We start from the raw sequence: 22694 nt of genomic DNA on the forward strand, positions 1-22694 counted from the left end.
GTCAGAGTATAAAAAAATCTGCGCCACGCGCGTCACTGCTTCCAGGCCGCCACTATGTTTTCAATGGCCTGCGGCACGTCTGCAAGCGTCGCAACAGTCCCGGTCGCATACTCGCACTCTTCCCTCGGCTCCTGCAACGCAAAGAGGGAGTCCCTGACCCTGACGGTCTTCATGCCAAGCCGGTTTGCCGGGCAGATGTCGGTGTCGAGCCTGTCACCCACCATTATGCACTCGCCGGCCTGTCGCCCCGCCTCCTTCAGCGCAAGCTGGAAGATCCGGGGGTTCGGCTTTTTCAGGTGCGCGACCCCGGAAATAGTCTTTACCTTGAAATATTTCTCGTACTCTTGCAGCAGGTCCAGTATGTCGTCTGACTGGTTTGCGATGATGCCCAGCTCGTATTTTGAGGAAAGCGACTCTAGCACCTCTCTTGCGCCGTCTGCAAACCTGAAAAACTCTTTGCGGCCCCTCTTTATCTCTGGCTTTATCCTGCTTGCAATTACCTGGCCGTAGCCGGCCGGCAGGACGACTGCGCAGACCTCCATTATCAGCTCGCTGACGCTGCCGTGGCCTATCCTCCTGCTGCGGATAATGTCGTCGCGCACGGCGCGATAGTTCCGGGCGTCGATGCGCGCTCCAAAGCCGTTGAGCAGCTCCAGAAATTTGGCGTCAAAATGGGCGATAAAGTCCCACTCGCTTATGAGCGTCTGCCCGAGGTCGAAAAACACGAACGGCCCCATTCTTTTTTCTATCATGTAGCAGAGGCAGGAGAGACTTTATAATGATTTAAATAGCGTTCCGGGCGCTTTCCGCTTGCAGATGCCCCAACGCGACTATGACGTCATCATCGCAGGCGGCGGCCTCGCCGGCATGATAGTGGCCACGTCGGCTGCCTATTACTCAAAGCAGTCGTTAAAGATACTGGTTATCGACCGCAACTCTTTCCCGCAGCAGGGCATGAAGACCGTGTCGGGGTGGGTCTGCGGCGACGCGGTAGGCAAGAACACCGTCGACTACATGACCGAGCGGATACACATAAGCTGGGGCAGCCCCGAGATAGAGCACCCCGTCAAGGGCGTCGTGGCGTTCTCGCCAGACCATGAAACCAAGGTGGCGTTTGACGGCGAGGGCTATATCCTCAACCGCAAGATGCTCCCTCAGCGCCAGATGGCAGACTGCAAAAAGATGGGAGTCGAGTTCAAAGAGCGCGTCGCGCTGCGCTCCCTCATCGTCGAAAACAACGCCGTCGTCGGAGTGGAAGGCGACGACCTTGACGCCAAAACGCCTTTCAAAAAGACCGCCCGGCTGGTGGTCGACTGCACGGGCGTAACCTCTGTCCTGCGCACCAACTTTCCGATAAAATCGTTCATAGAGCGCCGCATAGACCGGGACGACCTTGAAGCGACCGGCCGCTATATCTATAATTTCACGCTGGACCACGAGGACAAGACCTTTTTCGACCCCGACTACTGCATCATCCATCTCGACCAAAAGCTGGCGCCTGGCGGCTACGGCTGGGTGTTCCCGAAAGGCAGGAACAAGGTCAACATCGGGCTTGGCGTCCAGCAAAAGGCGTTTGAAGCAAGGAACAAGGAAATGGGCGTCCACCCTAACCTCACCCAGCTCATCGACGAGTACGTGAGGTACAACCCGGTGATCAAGGACCCCAAGCTCGCAGACGGCCCGATGGACGACGGCAACGCGTGGGGCACGTGGCAGGTCTCTGTCAGGCGCCAGAACGACTGCATGGTGTCAAACGGCTACATGCTCGTCGGCGACTCGGCCTGGATGCCCAAGCCGCTCGACGCCGGCGGGATTGGGCCGGCCATCATAGCGGCGACAATAGCCGGCAAGGACATCGTCGAGGCGCTGCAGGCAAACGACGTGTCCGAGCGCGGACTTTGGAAATATAATAAACATTTCATCAACGACTATGGGTACAAGACGGCCGGCCTCGAAGTCTTTAGAAGAATGCTGCAGGGCCTGACAAACGAGCAGATCAACTATGGCATGAAGCACTTTTTGTCCAAGATGGACATTGACAAGATAACCAAGGGCGAGCACCCCGAGTTCAGCACAGTCGATAAGCTTGGGATGATGATACGCGGGGCGATGAACAAGAAACTTGCCGATGACCTCAGGTACTGCGCCAACATCAACAAGGTGCTCACGGCGCACTATTACGACTACCCCGAGACGCCGGAAGGATTCCCCGCGTGGCAAAAGACGCTGCACGGGCACTTGCAGCAAGCGTTTGCCAAGTACAAATGACGCTGTCGAAATACGCGAGCTTTCCAGTGCAAGAGACTTTTGATTTAAGGGACGTCGCAGACATCCGGCCGGCTGTAGACCGGATGGTCGAATCGTATATCAAAAGCGCAGACGACTTTTCCTTCCGCGTCCTGTTGCCAAGGGGCGACAAGCTGACGGGCAAGGCCAAAAAGCTGGGCATGACGTTCCAAGGCGAGCTTGTGCTGACTCTTAGGAAAAGGAACGTCGTGCCCGTGGTGCGCGACCTGCGGTACGTGCACGACGACAGCCATTACGGATGGCTGCTTGCAAGCCAGAAGGTCTTTGAAAGGTTTGAAGGAAATAGTTCAGCCTAGGTCTGCTGCTGACGCGTGCTGCTGTCTTCCTTGCCCTTGAACTTGGACAGCTGGAACGGCTGCCAGATCTTCATGGCGTTGCCCAGGACGGTCGATATGATGACGCCTATCAGGAACCCTCCAATCAGGTCTGTCGGGTAGTGCTGCTGCACGTACACTCTGGTAATGCCGACCATCACCGGGAACGCCCATACCGCATACCCTGCCACCCTCGACTTTCTGTAAATCAGGTAGCCTATGATGAACGCAAGGGCCGTGGCCCTGGAAGCGTGGCCGGACGGGTACGAAAATCCTGCTGCAAACGGCGCAAGGCTGTCGCTCTCTATCCCGAAATTCTCTGGAAGCTGGACGCCGGGCGCAAACTCGTAGGGCGGGATGGGCCTGCCAATGAACGGCTTCAAGTACATGACGGTGATGGCAAGCACGACGATTGCTATCAGAAATATCATGCCGGCCTTTCTGGTGCGCCTGATTATCGTGACAACGATGGCAAAAGCAAAGAGCGTGCCAACGTCGCCCAGGGTAGTTATCGCTATCATGGCCGAATCCAGGCTCGCGTTGCCCTGAAGCGAATGCGCGTACCTGTTGACGGGGTCGTCTATCGCCTTGGTGGCGCCAGAAGCGACGAGCACGCTGAACGCGATAAAGGCAGCTACAAACGCCGCAAACCTGGCCGAGCGGATGCGAAAGAGCCAGGGCGGGCTCTTGCTCTCGGCTGACGCTGCCACGTCGGACAACAATCCAGATGCGCACGTACTGCCGTTAAATTGTTTTGGGTAAGGAAATGCGACACTGTTGACTTGCTTACTGATCTGCCCTTCATCGCCGGGCGTTAACTTTAGGCGAATATTGCGACGTGTAGGGGAAAGCAGGGTGTTAGGATAGGGCGGATGGAAAAGGGCAAAGTCTCAAGGGCGCCAGAAAAGTAAAATGCACGACTCTCCTATCAGAGAATAGATGCGAATAGATGCCTTGGTTGGCGCAGTCGCTGCATTTGTAATCTTTGCCTTGTTCGCGCCGGTCGTACCCCTGATGCATAGCCGGCCGATGAATGCGCCTCCGCCGTCAGCACCATTGGCATCCTTCGGATCAATAGCACGCGCGCCACTCTGCAAGTAGGATTGGAAATTGACGGCACAGGAGCGCCACATTTCAGAGCCTGACTCTGCATCTTTTTATCCAGCATGGGTCTTTGCCACTGAGTGAGTAGCCATGCAAAGCCACTGACCCTCAAGATGCCGTTTATCTCCTGTCAAGTCTGCTCCTCAGCCGCAAGTTAGCAGCAGCGCCCGATGAAGGAGGGCAAACCCGTAAGCAGCAGGTTAGCAGTATCGGAAATGGCTCTCCTAAAACCATGCAATTAAAACACATGCGTTGTTTGTTTGTGTACTGCCTATGCTGGCAGGCAGAGCCTCTTGACATCCTCCCGCTGTCTTTTACATGCAAGTGGCTAGATGCCAGTCAAAGCTCTTGCCTGTCGCGGCGTCCACCATGACCTCAAAGGTCTGCCAGGCCGGCCTGTTGCAGTGGTCCTTGTCGTCGAGATATTCCGGGTTCGTCGCGGCATAGGCGACAGGGACTATGTACATCACCTTGTCGTCTATGATGTTGACCTGTGCCTGGCCTACCCCTTCGAGCCTGTAGGCATATTTTGCAATCTGCGGGTTCTCGGCAACTTCTCCATCCATGAAATCTCCTGCGACCTCCCTCGCCTGGTCGGGGCTGAGGCCAAACCTGTAGGTGGAGATGCTGCCGTTTTCGTACCACCTGCCAAGCTCTATTATTGTATAGTCTTTAGCAAACGCAAAGTATGCGCCCGGCACAGGGAGCGCCCATTCTCTGTTCACCTTCTGGTATATCGAAATGTGCGCCGTGTCGCCGGAGTTTACGGCGTCTATCTGCTCGGACCCGTCCATCCTGTATCCAGCAGCCTCCATTACGCCCTTTGTAAAGTTCATCAGCCTGCTGGTGCTCTTGGACATGGGAAACGCCGCCTTGCCTGGCGCGCTGGCGTAATGCACGGGATAGTATGACGACGGGTCGCATGTAGTGCAAAGCCGTGGGACGAGTATGTCTGCGCCCTTTTGCGTCACGTAGGCAACCATGCGCGTGTTGTCGAGCCGCACCGATGCAATGTCGTCGCCCGGGTCGACTGCTTTTGCAATTACCTTTGCGGTTTCTCTCGGGCTTTTCTGCAATATGGAAGGGCTGGCAGGGGAGACCCTTGCCTCCTCTAGTTCCTCTGTGCTCACAAGCACCGTCCCGAACCTGCCTGAGCTCTTTTCATAGTACTGGTAAATGCCGGTCCTGTTGCCGTAGGTAAAGCTGAACGACTCGCCGGGGGCAAGCGTCACATTTTCAAAATATGGCGCGCGGAAAAAGCCTCCGTGTATTCCTCCAAGCGTTATCGAAGTCTCGTTCCTGTTCACCCACGTAACGGTGTCGTTGTGCCCAGCTATCACCCTGACGAACGGCGGGTTGAACGTGACGCCCGAGTCGATGGCGTCGATCCCCTTTGCGACAACTATGGTCGCATTTCTGCCGCCGTCATCGTCATCATGCGTGGTTGTTATGGCAGCATCTGTGCCGGTTTGCGGCGCCTGCGAAATGTACAGGAAATACGCTGCCAGGATTGCGGACGCGGCGATGATGCCGCCGGCAACCATGAAAAGCCTGTAATTGCTGACCGGTTTCATGCGGCCTTTCCTGCGCAGCGGCCTTTATACGCCTGACCAAGAGCTGCTTCTGAATCCTCCCGCCGCACCTGCCGTCAAAGGCGTCCGAGGTAGTATAAAAGAACAATTGTTTTGGCCATTTTCCACTGGAAACGCGCGCTAGCGGTTTTCACGCGTCTATATAAGTAAAAGGATAAGACGTGCGTATGTGCGCTGTTTAGCCCAGGTTCTTGGACCTGCACCTGGGGCACGCCTTGGGCTCCTCTGCCTCTGCGTACCACGACTGCAGGCCGCAGTCCCCGCACTTTTTTTCGACAAGGTCTGTCATTATCTTGTAATAGCGCGTGTTGAAATTCTGCGCAATCGGGCGCAAGAACCCCGATTCTTCCATCTCCAGCAAGACGTCCTCAAAGTCCAGCACGTCAAGGTTCATTGCCTTGTACCGGGCGTCGTCGTTGAGGTGCACGAGTATCTCGTCGTTTGAAAAGCGGATGTCGGTGTCGCCGAAATTCTCGGCTATTATCCTGCGAATGTCCTGCCTCTCTACCCTTGTGGTAGCAGAAGATGAAGAAGAAGACATGCTAAAGTGCCCTGGTGTCGTCCTGCAGCTTTTTGGCAGACGCAGGGTCCCTGTCAGCGTAATACTTGACCATGCCCAGCTTTAGCACTTTGAGCGACAAGAGCGCACACTTTATTCTTGCAGGCCCGAGGCTCGTAAGGCCGATGTTCTCCAGGATGTCGTCCTTTGTGAGATCTTTGACAGACGTCAGCGGTTTGCTCATCACCATCTCTGTCAGCATCGACGCGCTTGCCTGGCTGATGGCGCACCCTCTTCCTTCAAATTTGATGTCCTTTATCTTGTCGCCTTCCACTTTCAGGTGGATGTCGATCTCGTCGCCGCACAGCGGGTTGGAGTCGTGTATGCTCACGTCTGCGTCCGGTATCTTGCCCTTGTTCCTCGGGTTGCGGTAGTGGTCCAGTATTATCTCGCGGTAAATGTCGTCACTCAAATCTTGAACAGCCTCCTTGCCTCAGACAGCGCCCCAATAAAGATGTCGACCTCTTCTTTCGTGTTGTAGATATAAAAACTTGCCCTGCTGGTCGCAGATACATCGAGACGCTCCATCAGCACCTGCGCGCAGTGGTGGCCCGAGCGTATGGCGACGCCGTGGTCGTTCATTATGGTGGCAAGGTCGTGGGGGTGTATGTCGCCGATGTTGAACGACACCACTCCGCCCCTGTCCATCGCGTTTGGCGGGCCGTACAGCGTGACGCCCTTGACGCCTGTGATCTTTTCTAACGCGTATTTGGTTATCTCTATTTCGTGCTCGCGCACCCTGTCCATCCCCAAATTAGAAAGATAGTCTATCGCAGCGCCAAAGCCTATCACGTCGGCGATGTTTGGCGTCCCGCCCTCGAACTTGTACGGCAGGTCGTTATAGCGCGTCTCGTACTTGTGGACCTCCTTTATCATGTCGCCTCCGCCCATAAAGGGGGGCATCTTTTCCAGCACCTCCCTCTTTACGTAGAGCACGCCGACGCCTGTGGGTCCAAGCATCTTGTGCGCCGAAAACGCCATAAAGTCGCAGTCCATCTTTTGCACGTCGACCTGCATGTGCGGCACAGACTGCGCGCCGTCCACCAGGACGGGGATGCCGCGCTCGTGCGACATCTTGATTATCTTTTCTACCGGGATTATGGTGCCAAGCACGTTTGACATCTGCGACACCGAGACCAGCTTGACCCTCTTGCTTGCAAGGTATTTCTCGTACTCGTGCATCTTCAAATAGCCAGAGTCGTTGACTCCGATGTATTCCAGCCTGCCGCCCTTTTCCTGCGTCAGTATCTGCCACGGGACGATGTTGCTGTGGTGCTCTATCTCGGATATGACCACCCTGTCGCCCCTCTTGACGTTGGCCCTGCCCCACGAGTAGGCGACGAGGTTTATCGCCTCTGTCGCGTTGCGGGTGAATATTATCTCGTCGGTGTGGCGGGCGTTGATGAACCTGGCTACCTTTTGGCGGGTTTCTTCAAAAGCAAAGGTCGCCTCCTCTGCAAGCTGGTGCACCGCCCTGTGTATGTTCGAGTTATAGTTCATGTAATAGTCGCTGATGGCGTTGATGACTGCAAGCGGTTTCTGCGTCGTGGCCGCGTTGTCCAGGTACACGAGAGGCTTGCCGCCCATCACCTTTCTCTTTAATATCGGAAAGTCCTGGCGGATCTTTTTGACGTTGAGGGCGCTCTTTTGCATCATGGTTGCCGGTCCAGCTCGACGTAAATTCCCTCGTCCTGTATTTTAACCTTGTAAGTTTTCAGTGGCTCGGTGGCCGGCGGGTTCTGCGGCACGCCGTCCTTCAGGTTGAAAGCAGAGAGGTGCAGCGGGCACGTGACGGTACAGGCGTCCTCATTCATAAAGCCGGTTGCAAGGTCGGCGTAGGCGTGGGTGCATATCCTGTCTGTCGCGTAGAGCTGGCCTGCAGCCTTGGCTACCATTACCTTTTTTCCAGCGTGGTCGAACTCGACCATCTCGCCGTTTGACAGCGACTTGGCGTCGCAGACGCGCACCCACTCTGAAGGCATGTCTGTGCTTTTACCTGTACTTGTAGTGCTTTTCGAAAATGTCCTGCGTCTCGCGGTACCTGGATTTTTCGACTTCGAGTATCTGCTCCATCGCCTCGTCGGTCCTGAGCATGAGCGAGCCTCCCTGCCACTTGTTCTCTATGAGGTAGTTGACCCACGCCCTGATGGTCGGGCCCATCTTCCTTGAAAGCGGCTCCAAAAAGCCCGAGACTATCTCGCGCTTGGCGCCCTCCCTGCTCAGGCCCCTGGTCATCAGGTAATAGATCTGGCCCTCGTCCATCTGCGCGACGGACGCCGAGTGGGTCGCCCTGACCTCGTTTGTGAGGATCTCCAGGCCCGGTATCGAGTCGGACTTGGCGCCCTTGTCAAGCAGTATTGCGTGCCCTGCCAGGTATGATTCAGTGCCCTTGCCTTCCTTGCCTATCTTGATCATGCCTTTAAAGAGGGATTTTGACGTGTCCTTCAGCACGGACTTGACCTGCACCTTGCCCCTCGAATGCTGGCCGTTGTGGATCAGGTTCGACGTGACGTCAAAGGACTGGCTGCCTGCGCCAAAGACGATCTCGATGTCTTCTGCCTGCGCGCCCTGCCCCTTCATCACGCTGTCTGTCCTGTAGCGGGAGAGCATGCCGCCAAACATGCCGACGTACCACGACATCCTGGCGTCGCGCTCGACAAACGCCTTCCTGTTGGACACTGCAACAGTGTCTGGGCCCATCGCCTGGAGCGTGACTGCCTCGAGGTGGGCGTCTGGCTTGACCGACGCTTCGATGAGCTCAAAATACGCCTGCTGCTGTTGCTGCGCCTCGCTTCCGGTGCCGGGCGCGTACAGCTCTTGGACGATGGTGGCCTTTGAGCCTGCCTCTGCGACAAATATATTCCTCGAAACAAGCGACGTGCCGTCGTCTGCAAGCGACGTGATTATCCTTATCGGCTCCTCGACGACGACGTTGCGAGGCACATAGACAAAGACGCCGGACTGGAACGCCGCGGCTTCGAGCGCCATGTACCTGTCCTCCTGGTGGTCAAGCGGGTTTGCCTCCATGTGCGCTTTTACCAGGTCGCCGTGCCTAGCTATGGCCTCTTTGATGCTCGTGACTATGACTCCTTGCCTTGCGACGGCATCCTTGACAAAAACCCTGCTCGTCTCGTGGCCGAGCTGGAGGATGCCTGTCTCTTTTTCAAGCTCTTCGAGCCTCTTGGCAAGGTCGCCCGTGATACCCTGCTTTGCTGCCTGCGTAGTGGCGGTGGCAGCGGCAGCGGTGGTCGTGGTGGCAAGGTGCACGTGCTCTGGCTTGATCCTGTTTGCGTCCGAGTATTTCGAATAGAGCGGCGACACTTCTGCCGGCAGCGATGCGTACTTGCCAAACGCGCTCTTGCGATTCTGGACAAGCCATGCCGGCTCGCCAGCAGATATTGCGTCTATGCTGCCTTCCTTGATTGCTGCAAGCGTGATGTTGCTGTTGGTAGTGGCGGCGGTTTTTGTCATTTGCTATCTTGCTCCAAAAATAGTATGTGTGTATGTGAGGGCTGTGGCGCCTAGCCGACCGAGCCTTCCATCTCGAGCTTGACGAGCCTGTTCAGCTCGACTGCGTATTCCATCGGCAGCTCTTTTGTGAACGGCTCTATGAAACCGCCAACTATCATGGACAGCGCGTCGGACTCTGAATACCCCCTGCTCATCAGGTAGAATATCTGGTCCTCGCCTATCTTACCGACCGTAGCCTCGTGGGTGATGGTGGCGTCGTCCTCGTTCACCTCGATATACGGGTATGTGTCGGTCCTTGACTTTTCGTCGAGCAGCAGCGCGTCGCACCTGACGTTTGACTTGACGCCGGTTGCGCCCTTGGCCACGTGCAGCAGGCCCCTGTAGGTCGTCCTGCCCGAGTCCTTGCTGACCGACTTGCTTGTGATCCTCGAAGTGGTGTTCGGTGCGAGGTGGACTGCCTTGGCGCCTGCGTCTTGGTGCTGGTCCTTGCCTGCAAACGCTATTGAAACCACTTCTGCGTGGGCGTTCTTGCCGAGCATGTAGACGCCCGGATACTTCATGGTCAGCCTGCTGCCGATGTTGCCGTCTATCCACTCGACGGACGCGCCCTCGTACGCGTAGGCCCTCTTTGTGACCAGATTGTATACGTCCTTGCTCCAGTTCTGGATGGTCGTGTAGCGTATCCTGGCGCCCTTTTTGGCGATCAGCTCTACGACTGCCGAGTGCAGCGACTCTGTGGAATAGACCGGCGCAGTGCACCCTTCGATATAGTGGACGTCAGCTCCCTCGTCTGCGATGATGAGGGTGCGCTCGAACTGGCCAATGTTTTCGGCGTTTATTCTAAAGTATGCCTGCAGGGGCAGGTCGACCTTGACGTTTGGCGGGATGTAGATGAACGAGCCGCCGGACCACACGGCGCTGTTGAGGGCCGCAAACTTGTTGTCCTCAGGCGGTATGACCTTGCCAAAGTGCTTCTTTACAATCTCTGGGTATTCCTTTACCGCCGTGTCCGTGTCTACAAATATCACGCCCTTTTTCTGGAGGTCGTCGCGCAGGTTGTGGTACACGACCTCTGACTCGTACTGCGCGCCGACGCCTGCGAGGAACTTGCGCTCTGCCTCCGGGATGCCCAGCTTTTCAAAGGTGTTCCTGACCGACTCGGGCACGTCCTCCCAGCTCTTGCCCTGCTTTTCAGACGCCTTGGCATAATAGTAAATGTTCTGGAAGTCTATTTTGCTAAGGTCGCCTCCCCACTCTGGCATCGGCTTGCTCATGAAAACGTCAAAAGACCGCAGCCTAAAGTCGCGCATCCAGTCGGGCTCGCCCTTCATCTTGCTAATCTCCTCGACCGTGCCCCTGGAGAGCCCCTTTTTGCTCAGGTAAACGTAAAGCTCTGTTGAATCCTTAAAGTCGTACTTGCTATAATCCATGTTAAGGTCTTCTGCGGTCATCTCTGCAGTGTTATAACGCTGTTATTTTATATATATTTTCCACTTCGCCGGGGGTTATTTGTGAATTTGTACAGCCTAATTTTCAGAAATTCCAGACATTGCCTACGTAGAGTACTTCAGGGCGTTCTTTGCTTCCAGTGCCCCCTTTCTCACAAGGGCCTGCACGTCGTGGGGCAGGTCGTCCATCTTGATCCTGCCGTCTCTTAGCATCTCGAGGGCATCGCGCACGGTGACGGTCCTGTCTGCCTTTTTAGGGTCGAGCGCCACCTTGGTGTCGAGTACGCCCTGGCCCGGCTTGATCCCAAGCACCCACAGCAGTTCTTCCACCTTGCCCTTGCCGAGGGCAAGCCTGTCCGAGTACTGCCTTATTGCCTGCTCGTTGCCCTCCTGCATGGCCCTGGCAAGCATCCTGGCAATCGAGCTGGACTGGCCCTCAAGCAGGTCTATCCTCAGCCGGATGTCCTTTTCAGACCGCAATGTACACAAGACATGCTCTCTGCTGGCTAATATTAGCTGCTCCTGCGCTTGGACGACCAGTACGTCGAACCTGCGTTCTGGGACTTCCACCTGCGATAGTCGGCAAGGATCTGGGCGTGGTCAAATGCCACCTGCTTCATCTTGCCGACCTCGTCCAGCTCGACCCACTCGAGGCCGGACGCGTCGTCGCCTGCCTTTTCCGGCCCGCCAAGGATTATCACCACAAACACTACTGAAAGCGTGTGCTTTCTGGGGTCGCGGGCAGGATCCGAATACACGCCCAATATCTCTATGGGCTCTATCTGGAGCGACGTCTCTTCAAGGACCTCTCTCTTGACCGCGTCTTCCACCGTCTCGCCCTCGCTCACAAAGCCGCCGGGGAGCGCCAGCATGTCTTTGAAAGGCTCTTTTTTGCGCCTTACCATCAGCACTCTGGAGCCGCGCTGCATGATGGCGTCCACGGTGGGGATGGGGTTGCGATAGCTCACGCTGTGTGTCTGCCGCCCTGCAATGTATAACAGTTGCATCTAAAATATTTTCAACGCTGGGCGTTTGTTAGCATAAAAATGCAATGATCGACGGCGGTACGGCAGCCAGAATTCATGACAAATGAACAAATTATGAAAACTCTTAATAATTCCGGGCACGTATCCGGCGCGTACGCATATGTCTGCCATGTTTGAACTCTCGGCGATAGAGGCCCCTGTCCCGCTGAGCATCTGCCCGCGCTGCGGCAGGCAGGTGAGGCTAGACGGCCACTGCGAGTGCGAGGCAGTCTTTTTAGCCGAAAACTATCGCAGGCCAGAGAAAGAGGACTGAACGGTTCCGCAGGTAGGCTCCAGGACCCTCCTCTAGCATGGATCATGCAAAGTTGCAGAGGGTTGTCTGCCCCGGCACCTTTACTATTTTTCTTGAGCCCATGTAGGCCGGAAAGTCTGTGCTCATCCCTTTTTCATCAACCATCTTGGCAAGCTCCTCAAGGATGCCTTCTGCATACCTCTTGTCGCAGGCGGCATAGTTGCTGTTGTTGCCCGCGGCAAAGGGCTCGCTAAAGTTGTAAAGCCGCATATACTGGGCGGCGCCGTCTGGTACCTGCAAGAGTGCAAGCGCGGCCTTCATCCTCTCCCAGATGTCGTCTCGCAGCCTGAGCATCGCCCCAAACACGTGCCCCACTCCGGCCCGCCTGCATGATTCGACTATTTCCTCCAGCTCCTGCCTGCCGTCTGTGACAAGCGGCATTATGGGGTCGACGTTGACGCCGCACCTGACCCCTGCCTCTGCAAACTTGGATATTGCCTGGAATATCCTCCTTGCAGGAGGTGTGCCCGGCTCTATTATGCGCCGCACCTTTTCGCTGCACGTGGTAACCGACCACACGATAAAGCAGTTGTCCCTGTATCCTCTGTGAAGTTCAAGGTCGCGCTCTATGATAACGGATTTAGTAAACACATAGTACGGGACGTTGTGCCTCTGCAACACTTTTATGCACTCCCTCGTCAAGCCGTACTTTAGCTCGGCGGGCTGGTACGCGTCGGTGGCGGAGGCGACCATCACCGGATCTATGGTGTCGCCCTTCCACGACGCAAGCTGCCTGTCGAGGACCTGCGGCGCGTTGCTCTTGGCGTATATCCTGTCGTAAAACTCGGGCGACCATTCGTAGGTGGCGTAGCAGTAGGCGCACCTGTGCTGGCAGCCCTGGTACGGGTTGATGGCAAGGCCGGTGTAGCCCTTGACCGAAAAGGGGTGGATGATCGACTTGCTCTTTTTCTCAGAATACGCCGGCGTAGATGCGTTGTACCACAGACCTGACATGTTGTAACATGCAGCGATATGTGCAGGACTGTTATAAGGCCGCAGACACTCGCGGGGGAGGGGGTATGTATGATGTCGCCGACGGGGTCAGCCAAAGATGGAGCGGAACTGCCTGTCAAGCTCGGCGCGCGTCTTTGTGCCAAGCACCACAGGCGATTTTTCAACCCACGGCACGTATTCCCATTTCCACAGCGAGCGGTTGTTGTCGTGCGGTGCAAGGGCGTGGTTTGACGTGTTGACAAAGACGACTGGGTGGTTCAGGTCTGCAAAATAGTATTCTACCTTCCGTTTTTCAGGCACCTTGTCGAGGTGTATGGTGTCGTACTGGAGCCCATAGTCGCCGCTATAGATCCCTGCAAACATAAAATAGTTGTTATTATCGTCTTTTTCCTCCTTCTCCTCGCCGCTCCTGACAAAGTGTATGATGAAGGTCTCTATGTCTATCTGCCTCCCGTAGATCAGGCGGCGGAGCCAGCGGTAGATGCCGTCTGCGATGGCAAACTTGCGGAGGTGCTCGTTGTTGAACACGAGCGAGACCGCGACGTCTGCCGAGTCGCCATCGACCTTTGCTGCGCAGTGTATCTCCCGAAGAAAGTTGTCCAGCGAGTCGACTGCCGGCTGATATATCACCGGGACTATTCTGTCAAGCTCTTCGACGCTTGCGCGAAAGATGTTTGCCGGCGCCGGCATGGCGACAAAAAGCCGGATCTCTTCGTACAGCTGCCAGACTGCGCTTTCCTTGATGTCTCTGCCTGCCCTGGTCCACTCCCACACCTCTGCGCCGTCCCCGAGGTTCATGACCCACCTGTCGTGGGGGGTGTCCCTCACAGACTGGGGGACGCGCTTTCTCAGCGGCGACGCTATCCGGTAGTTCCGCTCCAAGACAGGCGGCGCTATCGTGCGCGCGTCGGCGTCGAGCGTGAACATGAACCTGAGGCGCACCGGGATGTTTCCCATATACTGGCTGTTCTTGCTCGTCTGGCTCCTGACCACGAACCGGGCCATGCCTGCGCCAGCCGGGTGGCCTACGATCCCGACCGTGCAGTTGTCCCAGTCCATCTTGATCTCTGGCCTGTCTTCGAGCCACTCAAAGACCATGCCCTTTGCTCCCTGCCTCGTCCTGTACTCCTTTGTCCAGTGTGAGAACCAGAGGCGCTCCTGCACCACACCGTCCAGAAGGTCTACTTGCTAATTACGGTTACTTTAACGGCCAGAATCGTCTTCTAGAACTAGATTCCACAGTGTAACCCTGCAGAGAAACTTTAAGTAATCTGTAAAGGTAAACGCGCCATGGCAACTCCCTCTTCCTCTTCTCTCTCCAACATCATAACGGGCACCATCAAAGACGCGCAGGGCTCGCCGATGGCAGACCTCCTCGTCGAGGCGTTTGACAGCGACATGGGGTCGGCCGACGACTTTTTAGGCAACACCTTTACCGACAAGTCCGGCAAGTTCAGGATAAAGTTCAAGACAGAGTCCTTCAAGGGCAAGTACGACATTCTGGAGAGGGAGCCCGACGTCTACCTCGTGATAAGCGACGAGTACGGGGTCATCAAAAAGACCGAGACGCGCAGCAACGCCCGGAACCTGAAATTTGACATCAAAATAACCGGCGACTCTTTGCCGTTTTTTGACCCGTATGCAAACGCGGCGCAGCGCTTGGTGACGCTCTTTTCGTCCACAGGCGACACGATAGACCCTGCGCTTGTGAACCCTGCCTGGACCACGACCCTGCTCATGAGGAGCATCACAAGCTATTTGCACTATGCCGACCCCAAGATCGCCCGCATATATGGCTACCCCGGCCCGCAGGTGATAGCAAGGCCAAAAGAGTTTCCAAAGCACAGCCACGCGATCCCTTGGAGGCGCACGAAATGACGACAGGCAGCAAAAGTACGGGCGGCGGCATGATTTACGGGCTGGAAAACATACGGGGCCGCAAGAGCGGCAGCTATGAATTGGTCAGGCACGACATCATAGAAGACGCCGACGTGTGCGTCATAGGTTCTGGCGCGGCCGGCGCCATAATTGCAAGCAAGCTGGCGCAAGAAGGGCGGTCGGTGGTGCTGATAGAAAAGGGCGGCTATTACGATTCGGAGGACATGAACCAGCGCGAGATCGAGATGATCCCGCTCCTGTGGAAGAACGGCGGGGCGACGTTCACCGACAGCCTGCGCATGCTGATAATCCAGGGCCAGTGCCTTGGCGGCTCTACCGTGATAAACGATGCCGTGTGTTTCCGCACTCCTCCGGTGACACGCGAGCAATGGCGCAAGATGGGTGCCGACATACCTGACACCCGGTGGGACGGGGCCATCGACGAGGTGTGGAAGGCCATACACGTGACAAAGGTCGCCGACTATGAGCTGAACCAGAATAACCGCCTGCTCAAAAAGGCGTGCGAGGCCAAGGGATACAAGGCAGGCAACAACGACCGCAACTGCGTCGACTGCATGCAGTGCGGCATGTGCCACCTAGGGTGCCACTATGGCACCAAGCAGGACATGCTTGCCACCTATATAAAAAAGGCGCTTGCGACCACGGGGATAAGGATATACTGCAACTGCTCTGCAGAGCGCATAACCTACCGCCGGGACGGCGTGGCAGACGGCGTGGAAGGCGACTTTGTGGACGCAGTCACGGGCCAGACAAAATTCAAGATAAGGGTCAACGCCCGCGTTATAGTCGTCTCGGCAGGGGCGATAGCGTCTTCGCAGCTCCTGCTGAAAAACAACATTGCGCCGGACAGGGCCGGCAGGGGGCTGACCTTCCACCCCGCCTCGTTCCTGGTAGGCAGATTCCAAAAGCCGGTGCACGCGTACGACGGGATACCTATGGGTTACACGTGCCATGAATTTGGGGTGACAAACGGGGTCAGGGACGGCGGCTTTTTGATAGAGAGCATATTCCTCCCTATCCTCCAGTTCTCACTTGGGATTCCGTCGTTCTTTGAGACGCACTCGCTCCTCATGAAGGACTTTGTGCACTATGCGATGGCCGGCGTGATGGTGCGAGACGAGCCGACAGGCACGGTCGGCCTGACTGCGTCCGGAAAAGCCAAGGTTCACTATGAGCCGTCTGCGCGCACAATCCGGGACTTTGGCAGGGGGCTGCGCGTGCTTGCCGAGATGTGGTTTGACGCCGGCGCCACTGAAGTCATTGGCGGCCACCGCGATGTTTTCAGGCTCTCAAACAGGGCAGACATTGACCGGCTGGTGAGGGCCGTGGAGGCAGACCCTGACGGGCTGCAGATAGCGTCTGCCCACCCGCAGGGGGGCAACCGCATGGGAGACGACCCCGCCCAGTGCGTGGTGGATTCGAACTGCAAGGTGCACGGCTTTGCCAATCTTTTCGTGTGCGACGCAAGCGTGTTCCCTACCGCCGTTGGTGTGAACCCGCAGGTGACCGTGATGGCACTTGCGGCAATGACTGCAGACCACATCAGCAGGGGATGGAAGGCCACATTCTCAAAGATGCCACTTGCCGCGCTCAAAGGAGAGTGCTGCTCCCTTGTCCAGCCCATGTACTGCTCTGCGGCACGGCTGGAAACCATGTTCAACCGGGAACAGAACCGTCTCCCGTTAGAGACGCTGGTGAACGCGGCAGACGCCGAGCCGACGCCTTCGAGCTGGTCGTTTGACAAGGATTCTCTGATGATCCGAAACGACAACCACTGGAAGGGCTTTTTCCCAACAGATCAGGACGCTGCGACTACGGCAGTCAAGTATTTCGGCGGCTTTTGGAAGCGTTTCTTCAAGAAAAAGGAAGACGGCAGCCTCGCCGGCATCACGCACCCGTACGACGCGCCGGTGTTTGCTGACAATGTGCCTCAGATGATGGATCATCCCCGCTACGGCAAAGTAGTCCACCTGAAGTACACGGGAGCCGAGTTTGCCATGTTTTACGACCTGCTCAAGATAATAGACAAAGACACTGTGCTTGGCAAGGCGTTTGTGGGCGTGCCTCCAGACGGCGGCAACCAGCTGCTCGTCTTTTGCATGTCCCGCAAATACGGCGTCGACTTTATGACCGAGACCGATCATGAAAAGATCTATTCGGAACACGGCAAGGGCCCTGCAGTCGAAGACGTGCTCGGGCGGTGGGTCGGCAAGCTCGTCTCTGACAGCACGCTGACGCCACACGTCCAGACTTTTACGTATACTAGGGACAACTATGGCACGCTGCAGATGCAGTACGTGTTTGGCAACCTGCTGTCTGGCATCTCGCGAGTCTCGCTCTCGGGCCAGCAGATGTACATGTACGACTTTACCAACTGGCACGACGAAGTGAGGATGGCGACCTCTGACTTTATGGTGGGCAAGTGGTGCTCGCCGCCCCTGCAGCTGCAGATAGCTGGCGGCAACTCTGCCGTGCCAAGCTTTTTCAGTATTGAAAAGGCGCCCGAAGGTGGCGGCAGCAGGCTGTGCCTGCGCTTTACGTTAAGGCGGCAGTGACCTGGCAAAGACAATGGAAGGAGACGCGGAGCCTTCCTCGTTCTCCTCCTCTTTCTCTTCTCCTTCGAACACGACAAACCGGTGCAGCTCGGCCAGCTTGAAAGCATACTCGAGGTCGGCCCTGCCCGCGTCAAGGGCGCAGACCACTGCCGCGTCCGTCCACGGCTGCTTTTCCATGCCCTGATCAGCTGCAAGCCCTCTCTGTGCGAGCCACGTGTCGTCTTTGGCAATGCGCAGGCGTACAGGCCCTTTTCCTCCCTGCCTTAGCTCCTGCGTCCACCTGCCAATGCCTTCGCCTATCTCTGCCGTGCCGTACCGTTTGCAAAGCTGCTGGTACGTCGTCGTAATAGTAGTAGCAGTGGTTGCGGCCACAACAGGAGTCAAGACCAACTTGATCCCGTCGTCCACCACCACAGCCCTTGCTTCCCTGATGTTGCTGCTGCCGTCATCATCGTCGCCGCCGGTGTATAAAGGATCGAAAAACCCTGCAAGCATTTTTTCAAGAAAAGAGTGCGTCCTGTAGATCACCAGCGCATGGTCGCCATAGTCCAGCGTGCGCGCAAAAGCAACGGCTCCGTCCTTTCCTATTGCATCCAGCGTTTCGTCAATGCCAAGATCTGCTGTGGAGGTAAGGCGCCTTATCCTGTCCCAGAACTCTTTTAGGATGATGTCTGCGCCAAGCCCGAGCATGGACTGGAGGCCCTTCTCAAACTCGGCACGGCTGGCAAGCAGGTCGCGCTCTTGCATGCCGGAATCGCAGGACATGTGGTACAGCAGGACGTGCGCCGATGGCTGGCCGAGCACGGCAAGCGACGAGAGGGCTGCATGCGACACCACCCTGCCCCTCACGTCAAGAGGAGCGTAGCCTTTCTGAATCAGCAGCCTCTGCAAGTCGCCATGCATGCGCCGCTTTGCCCCTCTGCTGCCCTGTTATCTATATTACGAGATTCAAAGACAAAAAAGCCTGATAAAGCAAGATGTGGTAACAAGTATATTTTTATAGTAAAATGTTCTGTGATTTAACCTTTTTGTCACCGCGCAGAGAAACCGTGACACGTTTTTATTTACGGCAGGCAGAGGAAATGCGTGAAGAGGGTTGGTGTCGCCGGCCTCGGCCTCATGGGCTCGGGCATTGCAAGGAGACTTGCCGGCACCGGCTGCGATGTCATGGTCTACAACCGCACAGCCTCCAAGACGGCCGGCTTTTCCAGGGTGGCGGCAAGCCCAAAAGAACTTGCCGACTCGTGCGACCTTGTAATCACGGTAGTGACCGACTATTCTGCTGTCGAGCAGGTCATGCTTGGAGATTCGGGCATAGTACAGTCAAAGAACCGGCAGCTGCTGGTGGCAGACGCAAGCACCATCTCGCCGTCCCAGTCTGCCCGCTGCGCCCAGGCGCTCCGGCAGGGCGCCGGCATAGAGATGCTTGGCATGCCTGTCATGGGCGGCCCGGCCGCGGCCGAGTCAGGAGAGCTCGTGCCAATGGTTGCAGGCAACCGGCAGGCGTTTGAAAGGGCGCGGCCTATCATAGAGAAGCTGGGCTCGCAGGTGTTCTACATTGGCGAAAAAGACGGCTTTGCAAACGCAGTCAAGCTGGCGCTGAACCTGAACATTGCGCTCATTGCGATCGCAGTGTCAGAGGGGATCACGCTTGTGCGCGGAGCCGGGATCGACCCTGCCGTGTTTGTCAAGGTGCTAAACTCTACCTATTTCCGGACCGGCCTTTCAGAGAAAAAGGGCCCCAAGATGGTCCAGAACAATTTCGAGCCGTCGTTCCACCTAAAGAACATGCTCAAAGACGTCGAGCTTGCGACAGGCACGGCGCAACAGGCCGGCATCGCGCTCCCGGTGACTGCGCTTGCCCAGCAGATGTTCCGCGCGGCAAGCAACAGCGGTCTATCGGAGTATGACTATACTGCTATCTGCGCCTTTCTTGCTAGGATGAACGGGCTGGAAAAATAAGATATGGCGGCAGTGAGGACGACTGTGCTAAAGAAAGAGTTTCGGATAGACAATAATGACGAAGGCGACTTTGTCATCTTTGCGTCCCTGCCGGACATGGGGCGGGTGGGCGGGCTCGTGTCGTCGTTTCTTGCTCAGAACCTGAAATGCGAGCAGGTCGCCGAGATCACGTCAAGCGACAAGCCTTGGGTCGCCTACTCTGACGGCGTGGTCAGGAGCGCAAGCGACACTTACCGGATATTCTACGCCCCCGCCGAAAAACTGCTCGTGTTCACCGGCGAGTCGCAGCCGCAGGACCCGTCGCAGCTGTACGCGCTCTGCAACGCCCTCCTGGACTATGCACAGTCTTTGGGCGGCAGGGTGCGCCGGCTGTACGGAGCAGGCGGGTATCTGCGGGATCAGCTGACCGGCGCTCCCCGGGTATGCGGCGTGGTGAACAACCCTGCGCTGAAAAGCGTGCTTGCGCAGGCCGGCATCGAACCTGTGGGAAGCGAGATAACTAGCATCACCTGGTTCAACGGCGTGGTACTGGGCCTGGCGGCCGAGCGGGGCATCGACGCCATAGGGCTGTTTGGGGAGATAGCCGAGACCACGGTGCCGCAGCCGCTTGCGGCAAAGAGCATCCTGTCTGCGTTTTCAAGGCTGGAAAAGATACATCTTGACATCAAGCAGCTCGACAGGCAGTACGAGTCGATACTTGAGGATCTGCAAAAGAAAAAAGAGCCCACCAAGTACGGCCCCGGGATAGGCTAAAAGCTCCGTGTTTTTGCCGGCAAGCACCGCATGTCGCCAGCGGCAGCAAGGTCTGTACTAGAATTCAGTATCATGTCATTTTATTACCATGCTGCTGCAAACTTGACAGACATAGCAGAGTAGCTGGTGTTGTTATTGTGCCGCAAATGAAAACAGGAGGAAAAGGAGGAGGAGAAGGGGAAGAAAAGACCGAGGTAGCCTACGGTCTGGATCAGGTGAACAGTCTTGCCGCGCGCTTTGTAAACGGCGTCAGGGCATACTGCTGCAACTGCAATGACGCCCGCTCTATAGCCGTGCTTGCCGGCAATGATAACGACGACGATGGCAATAACAGCGGCATCATCTATCACGACATGCTCCTTTCCATGAAGGAGAGGGGGGTCAAGATAAGGCAGATAACCGAGATAACAAAAGACAACCTGCAATCCGTAAAGAGGATGCTCGAGTTTGCAGAGGTGCGTCACCTTGACGGCATCAGGGGCAATTTTGCAGTGAGCGAAAGCGCATACGTCGCCACCGCCCGCATGGAAAACTTGGTGGAGGCTGTATATAGCACGACCCGGCCTGTGGTGGAGCAGAACCATTATCTGTTTGAAACACTGTGGCAAAGGGCCGTGCCTGCAGCCGAGCGGATAATGCAGATCGAGTGCGGAGCCGAGCCTGCCCGCACCGAGCTTGTGGAGGGGGCCAGCGTCATGCCTGCAGTACTGAAAATGGTGGACGCATCATCGCAGCTGTCCTCGTACATGAACTCTGGCGGAGTTCTGTTTGCAAAGAAGCATCTGGCAGACAGGTTTGCCCGGGTGCTGGAAAAGCACCGCCGCGGCCAGCACAGGGGCATCAGGTGGGTTGTAAGCGGCGTCGGGCCCCCGGACCTTGAGGCGATAGAGTTCTTTCTTGCGCTTGGAGTCCAGATAAGGTACTCGCAAGAAACACCGCACATGAGCTTTACCACCTCCGACAAAGAGATATCTGCCACGGTTGACGCGATGGAGGGCGGGAGGATAAGGCAGGGCGTCCTCTTTAGTACAGAGCCTGCCTACGTCGCGCACTTTCAGTCGATCTTTGAAAAAGCATGGAACGACGGCATGAACATGCGCGACAGAATAATTGAGATCAGGCAGGGTGCTGGCGGCCAGACGCGCGTGATCCACAGCCCCTCTGCCATCAAGTCCGCCTACCTTGAAATTGTCGGTAGCACCAAGTCCGAGCTCTTGCTTGCGCTCCCGACGCCTGCCGCGTTCAGGCGGCAGTCTGCTATTGGAGTGGCAAAGGCGCTTGACGCCGCGCGCAGGAGGGGTGTCTGGGTCAAAGTCATAGTATCCGATGGCACGGGCGAGCTGGAAGGTTTTGGCGGAAACGCCGACGGCGACGGAGGGAAAAATGAAGGAAGGAAAAAAGAAGAAGACGGCGACAGCGGTGATGGAGGAGGAAAGGGGAGGCTTCAGGTGTACAGGGCTTCCCTTGCGCCTGCTACCGATCGGCAGGGCGTGACCCTGGTAGTGTCAGACAGAAAGGAGGCGCTTGTCATACCGCTCAGGGACGACGCAAGCGACGACTTTATGCTTGCCGTGGGCGCAGCCGTCCACACGTCAAACAGGGCGATGGTGGCCTCGTACGTCGGCCTGTTTGAGAGCTTTTGGACGCAGGCCGACCTCTACCGCAAGCTGCAGCAGGCAGACGCGATGCACAGAGAGTTCATCAACGTCGCTGCCCATGAACTGAGGACGCCGATAATGCCTATACTCGGCCTTGCCGAGATAATCGCCTCGGACGCAAAGAACCGGGATCCTGACGGCAGCCTGCGCATCTCGCAGGAAGAGATCGACATTATTGCCCGCAACGCCCGCCGGCTGCAGAACCTGTCGGCAGACATACTCGACGTGACAAGGATAGAGAGCGGCACACTCCGGCTCAACCGGGAAGAGTTTGACCTTGGACGCCTGCTGAAAACGGCGGTGGCAGACGCGCAGAGCCGCCGGCTCGTCAACGACAGGGATGTCAGGTTCGTCCTCGACCTGCCACCAACAGATCCGCCAATGATCGTGTATGCAGACCCCCAGCGCATAACCCAAGTGGTGGCAAACCTGATAGGAAACGCAGCCAAGTTTACAGAGAAGGGCACCATCACAGTTGCAGCCCGGCGCTCTGGCGGCGTCATTACAGTGATGGTAAAGGACACTGGCCCGGGCATCCATCCAGAGATAATGCCCCGGCTCTTCCAAAAGTTTGCGACCAAGTCTGAGGCCGGGACGGGGCTTGGCCTCTACATCTCAAAGAGAATAGTCGAGGCACACGGGGGCCAGATCTGTGCCGAGAACAACGCAGACGGGGCAGGGGCGGCCTTTTACTTTACCCTTCCGCTGCTGGCCTAGCTATTATTTTTATTACTGCCACTGCCGCCGCCGTCAGCAGCACTACTACCGTTGAACACTATG

At 56.7% G+C, this 22694-nt stretch carries 22 protein-coding genes; 8 read left to right on the top strand and 14 right to left on the bottom strand.

Features of this window, described 5'->3' with window-relative positions; genetic code table 11:
- Positions 1–32 precede the first annotated feature (32 nt).
- Positions 33–752, bottom strand: a complete 720-nt coding sequence (locus tag WKI84_RS04460; RefSeq protein ID WP_337862322.1) for an HAD family hydrolase — start codon at positions 750–752, stop codon at positions 33–35.
- Positions 753–816: 64 nt separating this feature from the next.
- Here WKI84_RS04460 and WKI84_RS04465 point away from each other — a divergent pair, with 64 nt between their 5' ends.
- On the top strand, positions 817–2268 hold the full coding sequence (locus tag WKI84_RS04465; protein WP_337862344.1) for an NAD(P)/FAD-dependent oxidoreductase: 1452 nt from the start codon (positions 817–819) through the stop codon (positions 2266–2268).
- Between the two features lie 83 nt (positions 2269–2351).
- On the top strand, positions 2352–2603 hold the full coding sequence (locus WKI84_RS04470) for a hypothetical protein (RefSeq protein ID WP_337862323.1): 252 nt from the start codon (positions 2352–2354) through the stop codon (positions 2601–2603).
- On the opposite strand, the gene WKI84_RS04475 is transcribed toward WKI84_RS04470, so the two are convergent.
- The 10 genes from WKI84_RS04475 to WKI84_RS04520 form a co-directional block, all read right to left on the bottom strand.
- Positions 2600–3331, bottom strand: a complete 732-nt coding sequence (locus WKI84_RS04475) for a phosphatase PAP2 family protein (RefSeq protein ID WP_337862324.1) — start codon at positions 3329–3331, stop codon at positions 2600–2602. The genes WKI84_RS04470 and WKI84_RS04475 overlap by 4 nt on opposite strands.
- Before the next feature lie 708 nt (positions 3332–4039).
- On the bottom strand, positions 4040–5299 hold the full coding sequence (locus WKI84_RS04480) for a hypothetical protein (RefSeq protein ID WP_337862325.1): 1260 nt from the start codon (positions 5297–5299) through the stop codon (positions 4040–4042).
- A 196-nt stretch (positions 5300–5495) separates the two neighbouring features.
- Entirely contained in the window at positions 5496–5858 is a 363-nt protein-coding gene (locus WKI84_RS04485) for a hypothetical protein (protein WP_337862326.1), read from the bottom strand.
- 1 nt (position 5859) lies between these two features.
- Positions 5860–6288, bottom strand: a complete 429-nt coding sequence (sufU, locus tag WKI84_RS04490) for a Fe-S cluster assembly sulfur transfer protein SufU (RefSeq protein WP_337862327.1) — start codon at positions 6286–6288, stop codon at positions 5860–5862.
- A complete protein-coding gene (locus tag WKI84_RS04495) occupies positions 6285–7532 on the bottom strand; it encodes a cysteine desulfurase (RefSeq protein WP_337862328.1) in 1248 nt (415 codons plus the stop codon). The genes sufU and WKI84_RS04495 overlap by 4 nt, the downstream gene beginning before the upstream one ends.
- The gene (locus tag WKI84_RS04500) at positions 7529–7858 is read right to left on the bottom strand and encodes a non-heme iron oxygenase ferredoxin subunit (RefSeq protein WP_337862329.1); all 330 of its coding nucleotides are present in this window, start codon (positions 7856–7858) and stop codon (positions 7529–7531) included. The genes WKI84_RS04495 and WKI84_RS04500 overlap by 4 nt, the downstream gene beginning before the upstream one ends.
- Before the next feature lie 10 nt (positions 7859–7868).
- Entirely contained in the window at positions 7869–9347 is a 1479-nt protein-coding gene (sufD, locus tag WKI84_RS04505; RefSeq protein ID WP_337862330.1) for a Fe-S cluster assembly protein SufD, read from the bottom strand.
- A gap of 50 nt (positions 9348–9397) precedes the next feature.
- On the bottom strand, positions 9398–10777 hold the full coding sequence (gene sufB, locus WKI84_RS04510; protein WP_337862331.1) for a Fe-S cluster assembly protein SufB: 1380 nt from the start codon (positions 10775–10777) through the stop codon (positions 9398–9400).
- A 123-nt stretch (positions 10778–10900) separates the two neighbouring features.
- Positions 10901–11275 (bottom strand): hypothetical protein, encoded by a 375-nt coding sequence (locus WKI84_RS04515; protein WP_337862332.1) that lies wholly within the window; start codon positions 11273–11275, stop codon positions 10901–10903.
- Positions 11276–11307: 32 nt separating this feature from the next.
- Positions 11308–11763 carry an NUDIX hydrolase gene (locus WKI84_RS04520; protein ID WP_337862333.1) on the bottom strand — a complete coding sequence of 152 codons (456 nt, stop codon included), beginning with the start codon at positions 11761–11763 and terminating at the stop codon, positions 11308–11310.
- Positions 11764–11950: 187 nt separating this feature from the next.
- Between WKI84_RS04520 and WKI84_RS04525 the strand changes: the two genes are divergently transcribed.
- The gene (locus tag WKI84_RS04525; protein ID WP_337862334.1) at positions 11951–12094 is read left to right on the top strand and encodes a hypothetical protein; all 144 of its coding nucleotides are present in this window, start codon (positions 11951–11953) and stop codon (positions 12092–12094) included.
- A gap of 42 nt (positions 12095–12136) precedes the next feature.
- On the opposite strand, the gene WKI84_RS04530 is transcribed toward WKI84_RS04525, so the two are convergent.
- Positions 12137–13087, bottom strand: coding sequence for a radical SAM protein (locus WKI84_RS04530; protein ID WP_337862335.1), 951 nt, complete (start codon positions 13085–13087; stop codon positions 12137–12139).
- A gap of 87 nt (positions 13088–13174) precedes the next feature.
- Positions 13175–14254 (bottom strand): hypothetical protein, encoded by a 1080-nt coding sequence (locus WKI84_RS04535; protein ID WP_337862336.1) that lies wholly within the window; start codon positions 14252–14254, stop codon positions 13175–13177.
- Between the two features lie 123 nt (positions 14255–14377).
- Here WKI84_RS04535 and WKI84_RS04540 point away from each other — a divergent pair, with 123 nt between their 5' ends.
- Positions 14378–14965 (top strand): carboxypeptidase-like regulatory domain-containing protein, encoded by a 588-nt coding sequence (locus WKI84_RS04540; RefSeq protein WP_337862337.1) that lies wholly within the window; start codon positions 14378–14380, stop codon positions 14963–14965.
- Entirely contained in the window at positions 14962–17541 is a 2580-nt protein-coding gene (locus tag WKI84_RS04545) for a GMC family oxidoreductase (RefSeq protein ID WP_337862338.1), read from the top strand. The genes WKI84_RS04540 and WKI84_RS04545 overlap by 4 nt, the downstream gene beginning before the upstream one ends.
- Here WKI84_RS04545 and WKI84_RS04550 read toward each other — a convergent pair.
- Positions 17527–18444: a hypothetical protein gene (locus tag WKI84_RS04550; RefSeq protein WP_337862339.1), complete on the bottom strand. Its 918-nt coding sequence runs from the start codon at positions 18442–18444 to the stop codon at positions 17527–17529. The genes WKI84_RS04545 and WKI84_RS04550 overlap by 15 nt on opposite strands.
- Positions 18445–18627: 183 nt before the next feature.
- Between WKI84_RS04550 and WKI84_RS04555 the strand changes: the two genes are divergently transcribed.
- From WKI84_RS04555 to WKI84_RS04565, 3 genes are all read left to right on the top strand, one after another.
- A complete protein-coding gene (locus tag WKI84_RS04555; RefSeq protein ID WP_337862340.1) occupies positions 18628–19503 on the top strand; it encodes an NAD(P)-dependent oxidoreductase in 876 nt (291 codons plus the stop codon).
- A gap of 3 nt (positions 19504–19506) precedes the next feature.
- Entirely contained in the window at positions 19507–20256 is a 750-nt protein-coding gene (locus WKI84_RS04560) for a PAC2 family protein (protein ID WP_337862341.1), read from the top strand.
- 146 nt (positions 20257–20402) lie between these two features.
- The gene (locus tag WKI84_RS04565) at positions 20403–22631 is read left to right on the top strand and encodes a HAMP domain-containing sensor histidine kinase (RefSeq protein WP_337862345.1); all 2229 of its coding nucleotides are present in this window, start codon (positions 20403–20405) and stop codon (positions 22629–22631) included.
- The last annotated feature ends 63 nt before the right edge of the window (positions 22632–22694 follow it).

It is taken from the genome of Nitrososphaera sp., assembly GCF_037447015.1.
Classification (GTDB): domain Archaea; phylum Thermoproteota; class Nitrososphaeria; order Nitrososphaerales; family Nitrososphaeraceae; genus Nitrososphaera.